Source organism: Prauserella sediminis, assembly GCF_014195435.1.
GTDB classification, from domain to species: Bacteria; Actinomycetota; Actinomycetes; order Mycobacteriales; family Pseudonocardiaceae; genus Prauserella; species Prauserella salsuginis.
In genome coordinates this window covers 1,892,003-1,907,940 of sequence record NZ_JACIBS010000001.1, presented here as the reverse complement: position 1 = coordinate 1,907,940, position 15,938 = coordinate 1,892,003, and the positions used below count along the sequence as shown (strand labels likewise).

Here is a 15,938-nt window from a genome sequence, read left to right as displayed (position 1 = left end):
CGGTTCCCACGTTCCGGAACTCTTCGGTCGCTGAGTCGCCCACGGGTCACCGACCAGCGCCGCCGGGCCCGGCGGCGGGCGGGTGCACCGGCTGCGGGCGAGCCGCCTGCGGTGGTGCGGGATTCGGATACCCGGCGGGCCGCGCTGCCGGGTCCGGCCGTGCGGCCGGGTCGGGCCGTGCCGGCGGACCGGGGCGTGGCGGCGGGTCGTGACGTGCGGGCGGGTCCTGGCGAATGTGGCCCGTCCGGGCGCCGTCGGGAGCCGGATCGACTCGGCGAACACCGTCGGCGGCCCCGGCGGATTCGCCCCCAGGCCCGGGACCGGACGCGGAGCCCCCTGCTCCCGCCGCCTGGCTCGCCCGGGTCTTCAGGCGCTGCCACATCAGGAAGTACGCGCGGTGCACGACGTGCGCCACCCGAGCCTGCGCAGGCGTCGCACCGAATGAGGCGAACGACCGCCACCAGCCCGCGCGCTCCAGCGCGTATGCCGCCAGGTCGTCCACAGGTGCGCCGGGCAAACCGAGCTGGGCGTCCACCTCGGCGCTGCTGCCGACCCGCAGCACCTCGTCGGTCAGGTCCTGCGGCATCTCGACCGCACCCGACGTGACCAGCGTCAACGCCTCCAGCAGCCGCAGCTGGTGCGCCTCGGGGCGGGCGAGGAGGACCTCGATGGCGTCGTGCACCCGCTGTCGTTCCGCGTGGTCACCGGAATGGTGGGCGAATGCCGTGATCGAAGCCAGCGCCGCGGCCGCCTTGATGCCGTCGGCCCTCGCGGCGAACACGCTGGCCAGCCGCCGCTGCACGGCCTCAAGTCCGGAGACGTCGAGCAACCGCCGGTGCAGCGCACCCACCGTGATCCGCTCGTCCTCGCGAATGACCTCGATCGCCCTGCGGATGCCGAACAGGTCCAGCTTCTCCAGCAGCCGCACCCGCACCCCCGCGGGCACGTCGCAGTCCCAGGTGGTGAACAGGTCGGCCGAGACGAGCATGACCTCGAGGTCGCCGTCGTCGAGGCCGGCGAGGGTGCGGAGCGCGTCGGCCTCGGTGTCGGTGAACGCTCCCGTCTCCGTCGACTCGGCGAGCAGGCCGATCACCGGCAGTACGTCGGCGACCCGCGGGCGCAGCAGGCCGGCCTGCTTCTCGGCGAGCTTCGTCGCGGCGAGCCACACGTCGCCGTCGGCGCCCTCGACCGACTCCGGCGGCACCGTGTCGGCCTTGTTCAGCACCGCGATGGCGTTGACCGGACCCGCCTCGCGGCTCGCCGTCGCCGCCGTGAACGCGGCGAGTGCCTGCTGATCGTCGGCCCGGATGCCCTGCGTGACGACGTACAGCACCGCCTCGGCGCCGACCAGCGCGCTGCGGGACGTCTCGTCGAGCGCGTCGGCGCTGCCGGGGTCCTCGGCGTCCTCCGATGGTTCGGCCGGCTCGCCGGTCTGCACTTCCACGTCGTCGGCGAGTGATCCGCTCAGCCGGGTCGCACCGAGTGCCCGCTGGGTACGCGCCACCGACGACGTGTCGAGCGAGCCCAGTCCCGGGGTGTCGATCACCGTCATGTCGCGCAGCACCGCGTTCGTCAGGTACGCCTCGATGTGCGACACCCGCTCGATGTCGACGCCCAGCTCCGCGGGGATGCCACCGTCGGGCGCGAACGGTTGCACCTGCTTGGTGCCGTCGGTGAACACCACCTCGATGCGGTCCACCGTGCCGTACTGGAACCGCGTCACGAGCCTCGTGCACTCGCCGACGGCCGTGGGCGCCACGCGACGTCCGATCAGGGCGTTGACCAGTGTCGACTTTCCGGACTTGATCCGCCCGGCGACCGCGACCTGCAACGGCGCCTCGAGCCTGCGCAGCACCTCGGTGAAACCTGCCGCCGTGCGAGGGGAAACCTGACCACGCAGCCGGTGGCACAGATCCGCGACCGAGTCCGAAAGCGGGCCGGCCGGTCTGCCCTCACCTGCCGCCGTCATCCGAACCCCCTGCTGGCCGTGTCCGCCACCGCTGTTTGCGGGCACATCCTCCCACCCGGATCCCGCCGCCGACCACCTCGGACGCGGGACACGCCGACGGCGACGCCGGGCCCGGCGACCCGACTCGGGGCGGTTCCGCCCGCCGCCGGGACGCCGGGCCGTCCCACGCGGTCATCCCAGGCGGTCATCCCAGGCGACGACCCGGCGTGCGACCTCAGGGCGACGCGCGGGCGGTCCACAGCCGCCTACCGTGGGCTGGTGCGCCGCATCAGTCTCTGGATGAAGGCCCATCCCGTGGTGGGCGACAGCCTCATCGCCATCGTGCTGTTCGCACTCGACGTGCTGGTCTACGCCCTGTTCGTGGCGTTTCCGGTGCCCGACATCGCCACCCCGCCGTGGTACGTGGGACTGCCGCTGATCGTGATCCTGCTGGGCGTCGTCCCGCTGCGGCGCAAGTACCCGCTGGTCATGGCGTACTGGGTGCTCGTCTGGACGATCCCGTACGTCGCGGCGGGGTTCGGCGACGTCGCGTTCAGCGTGGCCGTGGTCAGCTGTATCGCGCTGTACACGGTGGTCGTCTACAGCGGACGCCGACAGGCCGCGTTCTACACCGCGTTGACGCTGGTCGTGAGCCTGACGCACCAGATACTCCAGTACCCCGACGACTGGGTCGTCAACACGGTGACCGTCGTGCTGGCCCTGGCGCTCTGCTGGGTACTGGGTGAGTTCGTCGGCGCCCGGCGCGCCTACCAGGCCGAGGTCGAGGCGCGGCTGCACCTGCTGGAGAACGAACGCCACCAGGCCACCCGCATCGCCGTCGCCGAGGAGCGCGAACGCATCGCCCGCGAGCTGCACGACGTCGTGGCGCACGCCGTCAGCGTGATCGTGGTGCACGCCGACGGCGCGTCCTACGCCGTCCGCAAGGACCCCGACCTGGCCGAACGCGCGATCGGCACCATCTCCGACACGGGCCGCAGCGCGCTGCACGAACTGCGCAGACTGCTGGCGATCCTGCGCGACGACGACCGCGACGACGAGAATCGCGTCGGCGGCGAGGGGGCGCGCACGCCGCAACCGACGGCCGCCGACCTCGTCGAACTGGCCGACCGCGTCGAGACGGCGGGCCTGACGGTGCGGCTCGACCTGGACGAGACCATCGACGAGCTGCCCGCGGGCGTATCGCTCGGCGTGTACCGGATCGTCCAGGAGGCGCTCACCAACAGCCTCAAGCACGCGGGCGTCGGCACGCGCGCGCACGTGCGGGTGCGCTGGGACCGCGGGGCCGGCCGCGACACCGACCACGCCGGGTCGGTGCACATCGACGTGGAGGACGACGGCGCGGGCCGGGCCAACCCGGTGCTGGCGGGTGGGCCCGGTGCGGGCGCGGCGCGCGAAGGACCGGCCGAGCGCGCACCGTCGGCGCCGGGTGGGAACGGCCTCATCGGCATGCGCGAACGCACGAACGTCCACGACGGAACCCTCACCGCAGGACCGGCACCCGGCGGCGGCTGGCAGGTCCGTGCCGTACTCACCGTTAGGTTGGGCGGATGATCCGAGTACTCGTCGTCGACGATCAGGAACTGATGCGGGTCGGCTTCCGCATGGTGCTCGACGCGTCCGGCGACATCGAGGTTGCGGGGGAGGCGGGCAACGGCGAGGAGGCGGTGCACCTCGCCGAGCAGCTGAACCCGGACGTCGTGCTGATGGACGTGCGCATGCCCGTGCTCGACGGCGTCGAGGCGACGCAGCGGATCGTGACGGCGGGCAGTTCGCGGGTGCTGGTCATGACGACGTTCGACCTGGACGAATACGTCTACTCGGCGTTGCAGGCCGGCGCGTCCGGGTTCCTGTTGAAGGACACGCCGCCCGACGATCTGGTGTCGGCGCTGCGGTCGGTGGCGCGCGGCGACGCGGTGGTCTCGCCCGCGGTGACCCGGCGGCTGCTGGACCGGTTCGTCGACACCGGACGGATCGCACCACGCGACGCGAGCGCGCTGGACGCGCTCACCGAGCGGGAACGCGAAGTCCTGGCCCACGTCGCGAAGGGACAGTCGAACACGGAGATCGCGCGAGAGCTGTTCCTGTCCGAGGCGACCGTGAAGACCCACGTCGGCCGCATCCTCACGAAGCTCGACCTGCGCGACCGCGTCCAGGCCGTCGTCCTCGCCTACGAAACCGGACTCGCCCGCCCCGGAACCTGACACCTCAACGCAAATCTTCCGGATCGGGCAGTGAGGCGGGTTGCTCCCAAGGGCACCTTGGGGGCGTTGAGTGCCACTAAGGTGCCCTTGGGGGCACTACCCGTGAGGGATGAGGCGGAAGAATTTCGGGGGATGCCTCAGCGGTACACCGACATGTCGACCGTCCTCGGGTCGAGCCCCGCCTGGAAGACCTCGCGGAAACAGCGGCCGAAGTCGGGACGGCTGCCGTCGACGTCGGTGATGTCGTACATCGACGACAGCGTCCACGACGCGAGCGTGCGGCCCGCCAGCCGCGCCACATCGGGATCGGCCGCCAGCGCGGCGACACCGCGCGCCAGGTACGCGGGCGTCTCCGACACGGCGAACTCCGGGCGCTCGTCGGTCACCGCATCCCGCCAGTTCTCCTCGGTGACGCCGAACAGGTCGAGCATGGCCTCCGAACGCAGGAATCCCGGTGTGACCGACAGCCCCGTGCAGCCGTGGGCGGTGAGTTCAGCGCCCAGCGCCCGCCCGATGGCCCGCACCCCGCACTTGACGAGGTAGTACGGGATGCCCGCACCGAGGTACTCGTCGTCCTCGGCGTCGGTCACCTCGACCACGAGACCGCCCGGATCGCGCACAACCAGCGGCAGCAGCCGGTGCAGCGCGATGAGGTGCGTCTCCAGTCCGCCGCGCACGAGAGTCAGCGCACTGTCCAACGGCGACTCCCAGTACGCGTTGTCGAAGTCGACGTACGGATCGCCGCCCCACACGTCGTCGACGAGCACGTCGATCCGCCCACCCGCTTCGGCGTCGACCCTGGCGACGAGACCGTCCACATCAGCCACGTTCGAGAAGTCGCACCGGACCGGGATCCCGCGGCCGCCTGCCTCGTCGACGAGTTCGGCTGTCCCCTCGATGGTCTCCGGCCTGCCCATCGGCGACGCGTGCTCGCGCGTCGTCCTTCCCGCGACGAACACGGTCGCCCCGCCGCGCCCGAGTTCCACCGCGATCGCCCTGCCGCATCCCCGCGTCGCACCCGTCACCACGGCGACCTTGCCTTGCAGCGGGCCGGTTCCGGTCATGGCAGCCATCCCTTCATGATCATGTCGACGGTCTCGGCGAGACAGGCCCGCAACGTGCCCCTCACCGGTCCCGCTTCGTTCGCCGCCGTCGTGTTGTTCGCAGGCCCGGTGTCGTCGGCGATGTCGTTCGCAAGTCCGGTGTCGTTGGTGGCGTCGTCGGCCCGCAGCGACCAGTCCAGTGCCGCGCCGTTGACCGCCGACAGCAGCACGCGCGCGGCGACGTCGGGTTCCGGTCCGCGCCACCCGCTGTCCGGCACGGCGCGCAGCAGCACGGTCAGCTCGCCCCTGAGGGCCGCGTAGTGCAGGCCGAGGAGGCCGCGCAGCTCCGGGTCGGCGAGGTCGGTGCCGAGCTGGGCGAGGTGGTTCGCGACGCCGGAGTCGCCGCCGTTGTCCAGACCTGCGAACACCGCGAGCAGCGCCGACCGCACGGCCGCTGCCGGCGAGTCCGCTTCGGCCGCGGCCCCGCGCATGCGCTCGACGGCCTGGGTGCGCCCGAGTTCAGTCAACGCCCGCAGCAGGCCTGCCTTCGAGCCGAAGCGTTGCGCGACGCTGCCGACCGCCACCCCCGCCTCGCGGGCGACCTGCGCCAGCGTGAAACCCGGCCCTGCCTGCTCGATGACTGCGGCCGCTGCCGTCAGCAACCGTTCGTCGGTGATCGTCCGCGGTCTCGCCACCCCATTAATGAACCACAGTTCAATAACTGTCGCAAGCCGTGGCTGCCCGCACCCGAGCAGCCCCCGGACACGACATCCCCGACATCGGAAATCGGCGGTTCAGGGGGAACTCAGGGTTGTCACCGATCGCGCGTACGCCACCGATCCAGGAAGCTATGAGCACCGGCGAAGACCTGGGAAGAAACGACGACCGGCCACCCGCCTACGACCACGGGACAACCCGATTTCGGTCTACAGGATGACGCGCAACCGGGCGGGTAGCCGGAATGATGAAGCCCACCACAGGCGATCTACCCAGGCGAATCGCCGCACCGGGGACGACAACGACGTTCGCCACGGCCACCGCAGTGACGCATCGGCATCCGGGTTCGACCCGTGAACCCGGCGCCCGCCACACCCACGGCCGTCGAACGCCGCCACAGGAGGACACCATGATCGAGGCGCAGAGCCTCACCAAGAGGTACGGCGACAAACTCGCCGTCGACGACCTGTCGTTCACCGTCGAATCCGGACGCGTGACCGGATTCCTCGGCCCGAACGGCGCGGGCAAGTCGACGACGATGCGGATGATGCTCGGGCTCGACAACCCGACGAGCGGCACCGTCACCATCGGCGGCAAGCGCTACTCCGAACTGCACCATCCACTGCGGACCGTTGGCGCACTCCTCGACGCGCGGTGGGTGCACCCCAACCGCAGCGCCCGCGCCCACCTGTCGTGGATGGCGAAGTCGAACAAGATCTCGCCGAAGCGCGTCGACGAGGTGCTCGACATCGTGGGCCTTTCCGAGGTGGCGAGCAAACGCGCAGGCGGGTTCTCGCTCGGCATGTCACAGCGACTCGGCATCGCGGGCGCACTGCTGGGCGACCCGGAGGTGCTGCTGTTCGACGAGCCCGTCAACGGCCTCGACCCCGAAGGCATCCTCTGGATCCGCAAGTTCATGCAGCGCCTCGCCGATGAGGGCCGCACCGTGTTCGTCTCCAGCCACCTGCTCTCGGAGATGGCCCTGACGGCCACGGACCTCGTCGTCATCGGCAAGGGCAAGCTGATCTCGCAGAGCACCACCGAGGAGTTCGTCGCACGCGCCACCGACAGCACCGTCAAGGTGCGCAGCCCGCACCTCGACCGGCTGCGTCCGGCCCTCGACCGCGTCGGCGCGACCGTCACGCCCACCGACGACGGACTGCTCGTGGCGGGGGTCGCGGGCGAGAAGATCGGCGAGCTGGCCATGGAGAACCAGGTGACACTGCACGAGCTTGCCCCGCAGCAGGGCTCGCTGGAGCAGGCGTTCATGCAGATCACGGGGGACTCGGTCGAGTACCACGCCGATCTGGAGACCGAAGCCGCCGAGCAGCCCGCCGGTCACGCGGCCGTCACGAACTGACGCCGACGGCCAACCCGAACGGCGCCACGAACCAACAGGGGTAAACCGACATGACTCTTCTCGCAGTCGAACGCATCAAACTGCTCAGCACCCGGTCACCGTGGTGGTGCGCGCTCACGGCTCTGCTGCTCACCGGCGGGTTCACCGCACTGGTCGTGAGCCAGAGCAACGCACAGTTCCCGGCCACCGTGTCGGCCACGCAGTACGCCTACAACTTCGGCATGGCCGTGATCATGGTGCTGGCGGCACTCGCCGTCACCACCGAGTACCGGTTCGGGACGATCCGCACCACGTTCCAGGCGGTGCCCAACCGCGCAGCCGCGCTCGCCGCCAAGGCGACCGTCATCGCTCTCATCGCGCTGGTCATCGGCGAGATCATGGCCTTCCTGTCGTGGGGCCTGGCCACGCTTATCAAGCCCGAAGCCGACCTGGCGCTCAACAGCGCAGCCGACTGGATCAACGTCGCCGGCGTCGGACCTGCGTGCGCACTGGCCGCCGTGGTCGCGATGGCGGTCGGCATCCTCGTGCGGCACAGCGCGGGTGCGATCTCCCTGGTGCTGATCTACTTCCTCGCCGCGGAGAACCTGGTAACGCTGATTCCGGGCATCGGCGCCGACATCTTCAAGTGGCTGCCGTTCAACGTGCTGCACAAGTTCGTCACCGGCAACGGCGAGTCCGCGGGCGGTGCAGCGTACGGGCAGCCGCTGTCGACGTCGACGCTGAGCCAGTGGTGGGCGCTGGCCTACTTCGCCGCGTTCGCCGTGGTGCTGCTGGCCATCGCGATCGCGACCGCGCGCAAGCGCGACGCGTGACCCGCGGCCGCCCTCGGGGGAGGGCGGCCGCTAGGGAGAAGAACCGCCCACCCGTGGAAGGCGTACGGGACCGCCGCGGGGCTGCGGGTGGGCGGAGACCCCGAGGAGGGGAGCAGCGGGTCCGGGCCGCGATTCGGGGGCGGCCCGGACCCGACTGTGCGGCTGCGTCCGGCTCGTCCTCACCCGCCGTGCCTGCTTGGCCCCAGACAGGCGACGGTGTGGACGTGAGCCGGGTTCCGGTAGCGACGGCCGGCGAACGTGGTGTGAATACCCCCACGGAGGACGCGCAGCCGGGCGGTTTCGGGGGATGCTGGATGTCAGCCCGTCAGGACTCTACGGAGGTGATCCTTGACGGTGTCCGAGATTCAGCAGGAGTTCCACATCCCGCGACCGGCAGGCGGCGAACTGCCGGACCGTGCTGCGCCGCCGACCCGTGCTGCGCCGCCGACCCGTGCTGCGCCACCGGGTGGAGTTGCCTCGCCTGGTGATGTCACACCGGGTGATACGGCTCCGGGTGATGTCGTGCCTGGTGAGGCCGGGCCGGCGGGCCGGGACGTACCCGGTGCCGATCCGCCCGACCTCGACCTGCCCGACCCAGACCGGCGCGACCCAGATCGGCGCGGCACCGACCGGCGCAGCCGGGACGACGCCTCACTCAGCCTGGAGCCGATGGTCGGGCTGGAATGGTCGCAGGCCATCGAGCTGCCACTCGTCACCGGCGACGCCGCCAGCCCCGCCGACCTGCGCGTGGCCTGGGTACACCGCGCACCGCTGAGCCAGGTGCTGGCCCTCTACCGTGCCGCCGGGCGAGGTGGCGCGACCGTGCCGTCCCCGTGGTGGTTGCGCGCGCTCGCCGACGGGACGCTCGAATCGCGCGACGCGGGGTTCCGCATCGAGGACCGCGTGCACAACCTCCTCAGTCGCCGTCCGGGCTGGGAGTTCGTGCCCTGGGCCGCGGGCGGCGAATCCGGCTACTGGGAGTTCATGCCGTCCGAGGGCACGGGTGAGAACCGGCGCACCCCGACCACGATCGTCAACACCTCGCGTCACACCGGTTGGATCGACATGCTCCCTGCGCACGAGGCTGCCGCACCGGAACCGGTCCCGATAGCGGGACCCGCGGAGCTGCGGGCGCGGCTGGGGGAGATCGAAGCGGTCCGCTGACCCGCGGCTATCGTCGGCGTCCGTGGAGAGCGAAGGACAGCCCCGGCTGCGCAGCGTCGTCAGTTACGTCAAGCGCGGCGGGCGGATGACGGTCGGCCAGCAGCGCGCGTGGGACACCCGGTGGTCCGAGCTGGGCCGGGCGGTGTCCGAACTCGAACCCGGCCGGATCGACTTCGATGCGTGGTTCGACAGGTCGGCGCCCGTCGTGCTGGAGATCGGCTCCGGCATGGGCGAGGCGACCGCCCAGCTCGCGGCCGAAGCGCCGGAGGTCAACTACGTCGCCATCGAGGTCTACGAGGCGGGTCTCGGCCAGCTGATGCTGCGCGCCGACAAGCTCGGCGTGTCGAACCTGCGGCTGCTGCACGGCGACACGGTGCCGCTGCTGCGCGACCACGTCGAACCCGGCTCGCTGGCGGGCGTGCGCATCTTCTTCCCCGATCCGTGGCCGAAGAAGCGCCATCACAAGCGGCGTCTCGTGCAGCCGACGTTCGTCGAGCTCGTGGCCTCTCGGCTGGCCGAAGGGGGAACACTGCACCTCGCGACGGACTGGCAGGACTACGCCGACCAGATGCTCGAGGTGTGTTCGGCGGAGAAGTCGCTGGTCAACCGCTTCGACGGCTGGGCTCCGCGGCCCGAGTGGCGCCCCGTGACCAAGTTCGAACAGCGCGCCGAACAGGAGGGCCGCGTCTCCCGCGACCTGATCTTCGAGAAGCACTGATTCTTCGAGAAGCACTGACCCGGTCGGCCCGGCCTCGAGCGGTGACGGCGGGCGGCGGGCGGGCACAACACGGTCCCGGAAAGCGCGACACAGCCCCCGGAGGACGCAACACGAGCCCCGGAAAGCGCAACACGGCGGGGCGTCCCCCGATGAACGCCCCGCCGTGTTTCCCCGGTCCCCGCAATCCCCCTCGCGGTTCCCCCTCGGCCCCTCGATCCCTCGATCCCCCGTCCCCGCGGGTTCCTCGTCCCCTCGATCCCTCGTCCCCGCGGGGTCCTCGTCCCCTCGATCCCTCGTCCCCGCGGGGTCCTCGTCCCCGCGGGTTCCCCTTCTCCCCGCGGTCCCTGCTCCCCGCCGCGGTTACTCGTCGGCCAGCGGTTCGGCCTGGACACGGCGCAGGGCGGGCGCACACACCGACGACGCGATCAGCGCGACCCCGATCCCCAGCACCACGGGCGCCGCCAGCCACGGGGTGAGCACCTCGGTGCCGTCGTCGACCACGGCGAACAGGCCGATCCCGACGAGCGTCCCCGCCACGCCCGCACCGACGGTCGCCACCAACGCCGGCAGTGCCGCCTCCGCGCGCAGCGCCCTCGCCAGCACCCGCACCGGAGTGCCCGCCGCCATGAGCGCACCGAACGTGCGCCGCCGGTCCAGCACCGATCCGGCCGTGCTGATGGCCGCGCTGCAGCCGCCGAGTATCGACGCCGCGAGCAGGCCGATCACCGTGACTCGCTGCAGGTCGTCGAGCTGGGAGAGCTGCCCGTCGAGGCGTGCCTGCCTGCTCTGCACCGGCAGGCCGCCCGCGGCGGACGCCAGTGCCGTGCGGACGACGTCGGCGTTGGCGGGCGTCGACGGGACCGCGACCGTGCCCGCGTTCGGGGTGAAGTCCGAGGGGATCACCGCCGGGTCGACGATGACCTCGGGCGCCAGTTCGGACTCGGCCGTCATCGGCCGCACGGGCACGTCCGCGGGCAGCGACGTGCCCGGCTGATCGAACTCCGCCGACACCGTCAGCTCGTCCCGCGAAACGTCCGGGTACGGCGTGTACACACCGGGCGTGCCCTCGCAGGCCCCGCGCATGTCGACCGCCAGGAGCTGCTCGGCCGCATCGCAGTCGACGACCCTGGCGTAGGCGTTGTCGTTGCCGAGGAAGGCGTCGCCGATCGCTACGGCTCGCTCGTCCTGGCCGTAGCGCGCCAGCGCCTCGTTGGTGTCGGCCGCGATCCGCTGCAGCGAGTCCTGGTCGACATCGACGTAGAGCACGCCGTCGGCGTACTCCCGCAGCGCTCCCGCCTGCCCTTCGATGCTCGGCAGCACCGTCAGTGCCATCGAGCCGGTGAACACGGCCAGGACCACACCGGCGGTCGCCCGGTAGGCCCCGCGGGGGTCGTCGCGCAGCCGACGTCCGGCCAGCAGTCCCGACGGCCTGCGCCAGCGCCGTACGAACATCCCGCCGATCGCCGAGGTGAGCCACGGGCCCGCCAACGTCAGTGAGCCGATCACCATCGCCATCGACAGCAACAGCAGCGTCGCTTCGAACTGGCTTTCGGCGGTGGTGGCCAGGAAGGCGAACAACGCGCCCGACACCGGGAGCGGCACGAGGCGCCACCAGTGCAACGGTTTGGGCTCGTGCCCACCCGCGGCGCCGAGCGGGGTCGACAGCACCCGTCGCAGCCCGAAGGCCGCGGCCAACACGACCAGCAACGGCACCACGACGACGATCGCCACGGTCGGCACCGCACCCAGCACGAAGTCCGAAGCCTGCCACGTGCCGCCGCCCCATGGCACGGTGGTGGCCGCCTGCCGCAGCAGCGGGCTCACCGCCCAGCCGAGCAGCGCACCGCCCGCAGCCGCGATCGCGGTCTCGGCCGTGACCATCGCGATGACCTGCCGCGGGGTCGCACCCGCCAGCCGGAACGCGGCGAGCCTGCGTTCCCTGCGTGCCGCGATCAGCCGTGCCGCCGACGCCACGAGCACCATGCTCGGCACCGTCAGCACCACCACGCCGACGCCCGCCAGCAGCCCCAGCAGCGGGTCCGGACCCTGGCCCCCTGGATTGAACCCGGCCTGCGGCGCCGCCGCCGCGGGCATGTCGTCGGGTGCGTGGCCGACCAGCGCGACCAACTGTTCCGGATACGCCAACGCGTCGTCACCGAGCACTCCTGCGTTCGCGCCGAAGCGCTCGCCGAGCTGCGAGCCGGGCGTGTGGTCGACCGCGTCGGCAAGCTCCGGCGACAGCAACGCCTCGCCGGGCGCGGGCAGGCGGTCGATACCGGGCGGGAGGTCGATCTGCGCGGGATCAGCCAGCGCGGCGACGTCCACCCGCTGGATCTGCCTGCCGTCCGGCGTGATGTCCTCGCTGGCCGCCAGTTCCAGGGACGCTCCGCCGGACGACGGCTCGCCGAACTGCTGCCACGCAGATCGGTCCGCGCGCGACTCGGTGGCGCCCGGCAGCGAGACGAGCAGCAGCACCAGGGCCGTGGCCACGGCCACGCCGACGGCGATCAGGATCGCCGAGACGCGTGTGCGGCCGTCGGTCCGCAACACGCGCAGCGCGAGCTGGAAGCTGTTCACGCCGGCACCACCGCTCCCGCGCGGGTGTCGGCCTCGATCCGGCCGTCGCGGAGGCTGACCGTGCGCGGCAACGACGCGGCCAGGTCCCGGTCGTGCGTCACGACCACGACCGCGGCGCCGGATCCGGCTGCCGCCTCGAGGAGCGCCCGCATCGTCTCGCCGCCGGTGCGGGTGTCGAGTGCACCGGTCGGCTCGTCGGCGAAGATCACGCTCGGCCGGTGCACGAGCGCCCGGGCGATCGCGACGCGCTGTGCCTGCCCGCCGGACAGTTCGCCTGGCCGGTTGCGTTCCTTGCCCTTGAGACCGAGGTGCTCGAGCCACCGGCGCGCTTCGGCCAGCGCCTCCTTGCGGCCGGTGCCGGCCAGCAGTGTGGGCAGCGCGGCGTTCTCCTCGGCCGAGAGCTCGCCGACCAGCATGCCCGACTGGAAGACGAACCCGAACTCGGTGCGCCGCAGTTCACTGCGTTTCGTCTCGCCGAGCGAGTCGATGCGCCTGCCGCCGAGCGTCACCTCGCCGTCGTCCGCCGGCAGGATGCCGGCCAGCACGTGCAGCAACGTCGACTTGCCGGACCCGGAGGGCCCCACGATCGCCATCGCCTCACCCGGCGTGACGTCGATGTCCACTCCGGACAAGGCGTGCTGCGCGCCGTAGCGCTTGCTGAGACCGCGGCCGCTCAACGCGGGCCGGGCCGGGATTGCCGGGGAGGGCGGCTGCCCTGAAATCCGTGTCGTCATGGCTGTGCAGCCTGGCTGAGCCGTGGGGGCGGCCACTTCGGACGGAAGGCCGGAACCACGCGTTGCGGCATCGGCCGATCGGCCGATCCGACACGAGCCGTCCGGCCGGGCCTCCTCCGTGGCCGGCTCGACTACCGTCCGCGGCATGCCCGACACGTCCCCGTTCCGCGAACGCGTCACCCGGCTGTTGCGTCAGGTCGACCCCGCCATCATGGTGCTGCTCGCCGCCGTGCTGGCCGATCTCGCCGTGTTGCTGCCCGCGGCGACCGACGGGGTGGGGATGCCGCTCGTCGACCTGATCCCGCTGCCGGGGATCCTGCTGCTGGCGGCCTGTGCGGTGACCGGCAGGTCCAGACCCGTGTTCGCGGGCTGGTCCGGCGCCTGCGTACTCGGCGCGAACTCGGTGCTGATCAACTTCACGGACGCCCCGACCTTCTCGACACTGCTGCCGGAGACGTCGTTCGCCGAATGCGTCGCCGGCCTGCTGCTCGTCTACTACTGCGCGCGGTCGGCACCCGCGGCGATCGCGGTCGTGACGATCTCGGCGCTCGTCACGGCCGAGGTGGCGACCGCGGTGCTGCGCGACGCGGGCGTGCACATCCTGCAGCTGGCAGGCATGGGAGTCGCGCTGCTGGTCGTGGCCGTCGTTCCCGGTGCCCGTGCCCGGCAGGGGATCGGCGACGGCGCGCTCGGCACACTGCTCCGGCAACAGTGGCTGCTCGTCGGCGTGCTGGCGCTGGCACTGTTCCTCGACGCGTCGATCGTGCTCAGCGGGCCGGACGTCGACCTCGTGATGATCGTGCCCGCGATCGCAGCCGTGGTGCTGGCGCTGCGTGGCGTGAACCACCCGTTCAGCCACGCGTTCGGAATCAGCGGAGTGATCGCGGCGACCACGATGCTGGCGCTGCTCACCCGCGCCGACCGGTACGTCTCGCTGGGCGGTGTGCCCGTGGCCGTCACCGCATCGGGCATGGTCGTCACCGCGCTGCTCGTGCGACTCGAATCGCCGCGGCGTGCCGTCACCGCGATCGCGACGCTCTCCGCCGCCGTCGCCGTCGGAACGGTCGTGCAGGTCGTGACGTTCATCCAGCCGTTCACGCATTACGACCGCCGCTTCCAGCTCTTGCAGGGGCTCGCGGTCACCGCGGCGCTGTTGCTGGGCATCAGTGTCGCCATCGGCCTGTTCCTGCGGGCCCGCGACTCCGAACGCAAGACCACGGTCGAAGCGGCCGTCGCGGAGGCGCAGACCGCCGAACGGATGGCGCTGGCCCGCGAACTGCACGACGTCGTGGCGCACCACGTCACCGGCATCGTGGTGCAGGCCCAGGCGGTGCGGATCGTCGCGGAGCAGAACCCGCACGTCGTCGCCGATTCGCTGGGGCAGATCGAGACCGCGGGCACCGAGGCGCTCGCGGCGATGCGGCGACTGGTGCGCAGCATGCGCGGGGAGACCGGCGACGCCGCAGCAGCCGCGGGCGAACAGCCGGGACCGGGCGAGCAGGCGACCACTGACCTCGACGCCGACCTGCGGAAACTCGCCACCTCGGCGGTACACGGCGTGCCGGTGCAGCTCGACGTCGACGTGCCGCAGGGACTGCCGCAGGAGGTCGCACGGTCGGCGCTGCGGATCGTGCAGGAGGCACTCACCAACGTCAGCAAGCACGCCACGGGCGCCTCCGCGGCATGGGCGACAGTGCGCGGCGAGACCGATGCCGGCGGGCCGGACGAGAGCGGGCGCGCCCTGCTGCACATCCGGGTGGCCGACGACGGTGAGCCGGGGGAACCGGGACCGCTCGCCGCCGTCGGCGGCTACGGTCTGGTGGGCATGCGCGAGCGGGTCGAACTGCTGGGTGGCACGCTCACCGCCGACCGGCACGGCGGCGGCTGGGTCGTCGAAGCGTGGTTGCCGTTGCAGGGAGATGAGGAGTCTCAGTGATCCGGGTACTGATCGCCGACGACCAGGACATGGTGCGCACCGGCTTCCGCATGATCGTGGACGCCTCAGACGACATGGAGGTCGTGGCCGACGTCGCGGACGGGATCGACGCCGTGTCCAAGGCGCGAGAGCTGCGGCCTGACGTGTGCCTGCTCGACATCCGCATGCCGGGCATGGACGGGCTCGAGGTCACGCGGCAGCTGGCCGGCCCGGACGTCGCCGACCCGTTGAAGGTCGTCGTCGTGACGACGTTCGACCTCGACGAGTACGTCCACAGCGCGCTCACCGGCGGGGCGTCGGGGTTCCTGCTCAAGGACGCGGGGCCTGCGCTGCTGCTGGAGGCCATCCGCGCGGCCGCCCGCGGCGACGCGCTGGTGTCACCGCAGATCACGGTGCGGCTGCTGCAGCACTTCGCCGACGCACCCGCCGAGGACGTGCCGACGGTGGAGGAGCCCGCCGAGCCGTTGACGACGCGGGAACTCGACGTCGTGCGCGCGGCGGCCCGCGGCTGCACGAACACCGAGATCGGCGAGGAGCTGTTCCTGTCGCTGTCGACCGTGAAGACACACCTCGCCGCGGTGCAGAACAAGATCGGCGCCCGCAACCGGGTCGAGATCGCCGCGTGGGCGTGGCGGAACCGCGTCGTCACCGACTGATCGGCCGACCGGTGCGCAAGGGCGCAGGACCCGGGTGGGTGGAGCATCGCT

Annotated in this window: 13 protein-coding genes; 8 read left to right on the top strand and 5 right to left on the bottom strand. The window is 71.8% G+C overall.

Annotated elements, in window-relative coordinates; translation table 11 throughout:
* Window positions 1-46 precede the first annotated feature (46 nt).
* A complete protein-coding gene (locus FB384_RS08625) occupies window positions 47-1,969 on the bottom strand; it encodes a dynamin family protein (protein ID WP_407676071.1) in 1,923 nt (640 codons plus the stop codon).
* A gap of 279 nt (window positions 1,970-2,248) precedes the next feature.
* Between FB384_RS08625 and FB384_RS08620 the strand changes: the two genes are divergently transcribed.
* Together FB384_RS08620 and FB384_RS08615 are read left to right on the top strand one after the other, a co-directional pair.
* Window positions 2,249-3,520, top strand: coding sequence for a histidine kinase (locus FB384_RS08620; protein ID WP_221213112.1), 1,272 nt, complete (start codon window positions 2,249-2,251; stop codon window positions 3,518-3,520).
* Window positions 3,517-4,170 (top strand): response regulator, encoded by a 654-nt coding sequence (locus tag FB384_RS08615; RefSeq protein WP_183781210.1) that lies wholly within the window; start codon window positions 3,517-3,519, stop codon window positions 4,168-4,170. The genes FB384_RS08620 and FB384_RS08615 overlap by 4 nt, the downstream gene beginning before the upstream one ends.
* A gap of 137 nt (window positions 4,171-4,307) precedes the next feature.
* Here the strand turns inward: FB384_RS08615 and FB384_RS08610 are convergent, their stop codons facing one another.
* Both FB384_RS08610 and FB384_RS08605 read right to left on the bottom strand, forming a co-directional pair.
* The gene (locus FB384_RS08610; protein WP_183781207.1) at window positions 4,308-5,234 is read right to left on the bottom strand and encodes an SDR family oxidoreductase; all 927 of its coding nucleotides are present in this window, start codon (window positions 5,232-5,234) and stop codon (window positions 4,308-4,310) included.
* On the bottom strand, window positions 5,231-5,908 hold the full coding sequence (locus tag FB384_RS08605; protein ID WP_183781204.1) for a TetR/AcrR family transcriptional regulator: 678 nt from the start codon (window positions 5,906-5,908) through the stop codon (window positions 5,231-5,233). The genes FB384_RS08610 and FB384_RS08605 overlap by 4 nt, the downstream gene beginning before the upstream one ends.
* A 431-nt stretch (window positions 5,909-6,339) precedes the next feature.
* Here FB384_RS08605 and FB384_RS08600 point away from each other — a divergent pair, with 431 nt between their 5' ends.
* The 4 genes from FB384_RS08600 to trmB all read left to right on the top strand — a co-directional run bounded on the left by FB384_RS08600 (window position 6,340) and on the right by trmB (window position 9,984).
* A complete protein-coding gene (locus tag FB384_RS08600) occupies window positions 6,340-7,290 on the top strand; it encodes an ABC transporter ATP-binding protein (protein WP_183781202.1) in 951 nt (316 codons plus the stop codon).
* A gap of 50 nt (window positions 7,291-7,340) precedes the next feature.
* The gene (locus FB384_RS08595) at window positions 7,341-8,102 is read left to right on the top strand and encodes a hypothetical protein (RefSeq protein WP_183781198.1); all 762 of its coding nucleotides are present in this window, start codon (window positions 7,341-7,343) and stop codon (window positions 8,100-8,102) included.
* Between the two features lie 669 nt (window positions 8,103-8,771).
* The gene (locus tag FB384_RS08590) at window positions 8,772-9,266 is read left to right on the top strand and encodes a hypothetical protein (RefSeq protein ID WP_183785186.1); all 495 of its coding nucleotides are present in this window, start codon (window positions 8,772-8,774) and stop codon (window positions 9,264-9,266) included.
* 22 nt (window positions 9,267-9,288) lie between these two features.
* Window positions 9,289-9,984, top strand: a complete 696-nt coding sequence (gene trmB / locus FB384_RS08585) for a tRNA (guanosine(46)-N7)-methyltransferase TrmB (protein ID WP_183781195.1) — start codon at window positions 9,289-9,291, stop codon at window positions 9,982-9,984.
* Window positions 9,985-10,344: 360 nt separating this feature from the next.
* On the opposite strand, the gene FB384_RS08580 is transcribed toward trmB, so the two are convergent.
* Window positions 10,345-12,561, bottom strand: coding sequence for an FtsX-like permease family protein (locus tag FB384_RS08580; RefSeq protein ID WP_183781193.1), 2,217 nt, complete (start codon window positions 12,559-12,561; stop codon window positions 10,345-10,347).
* Window positions 12,558-13,295: an ABC transporter ATP-binding protein gene (locus FB384_RS08575; protein WP_183781190.1), complete on the bottom strand. Its 738-nt coding sequence runs from the start codon at window positions 13,293-13,295 to the stop codon at window positions 12,558-12,560. The genes FB384_RS08580 and FB384_RS08575 overlap by 4 nt, the downstream gene beginning before the upstream one ends.
* A gap of 145 nt (window positions 13,296-13,440) precedes the next feature.
* Here FB384_RS08575 and FB384_RS08570 point away from each other — a divergent pair, with 145 nt between their 5' ends.
* Complete coding sequence (locus FB384_RS08570) at window positions 13,441-15,231, top strand: sensor histidine kinase (RefSeq protein ID WP_221212673.1); 1,791 nt, start codon at window positions 13,441-13,443, stop codon at window positions 15,229-15,231.
* The gene (locus FB384_RS08565; protein WP_183781187.1) at window positions 15,228-15,887 is read left to right on the top strand and encodes a response regulator; all 660 of its coding nucleotides are present in this window, start codon (window positions 15,228-15,230) and stop codon (window positions 15,885-15,887) included. The genes FB384_RS08570 and FB384_RS08565 overlap by 4 nt, the downstream gene beginning before the upstream one ends.
* Window positions 15,888-15,938: the final 51 nt, after the last annotated feature.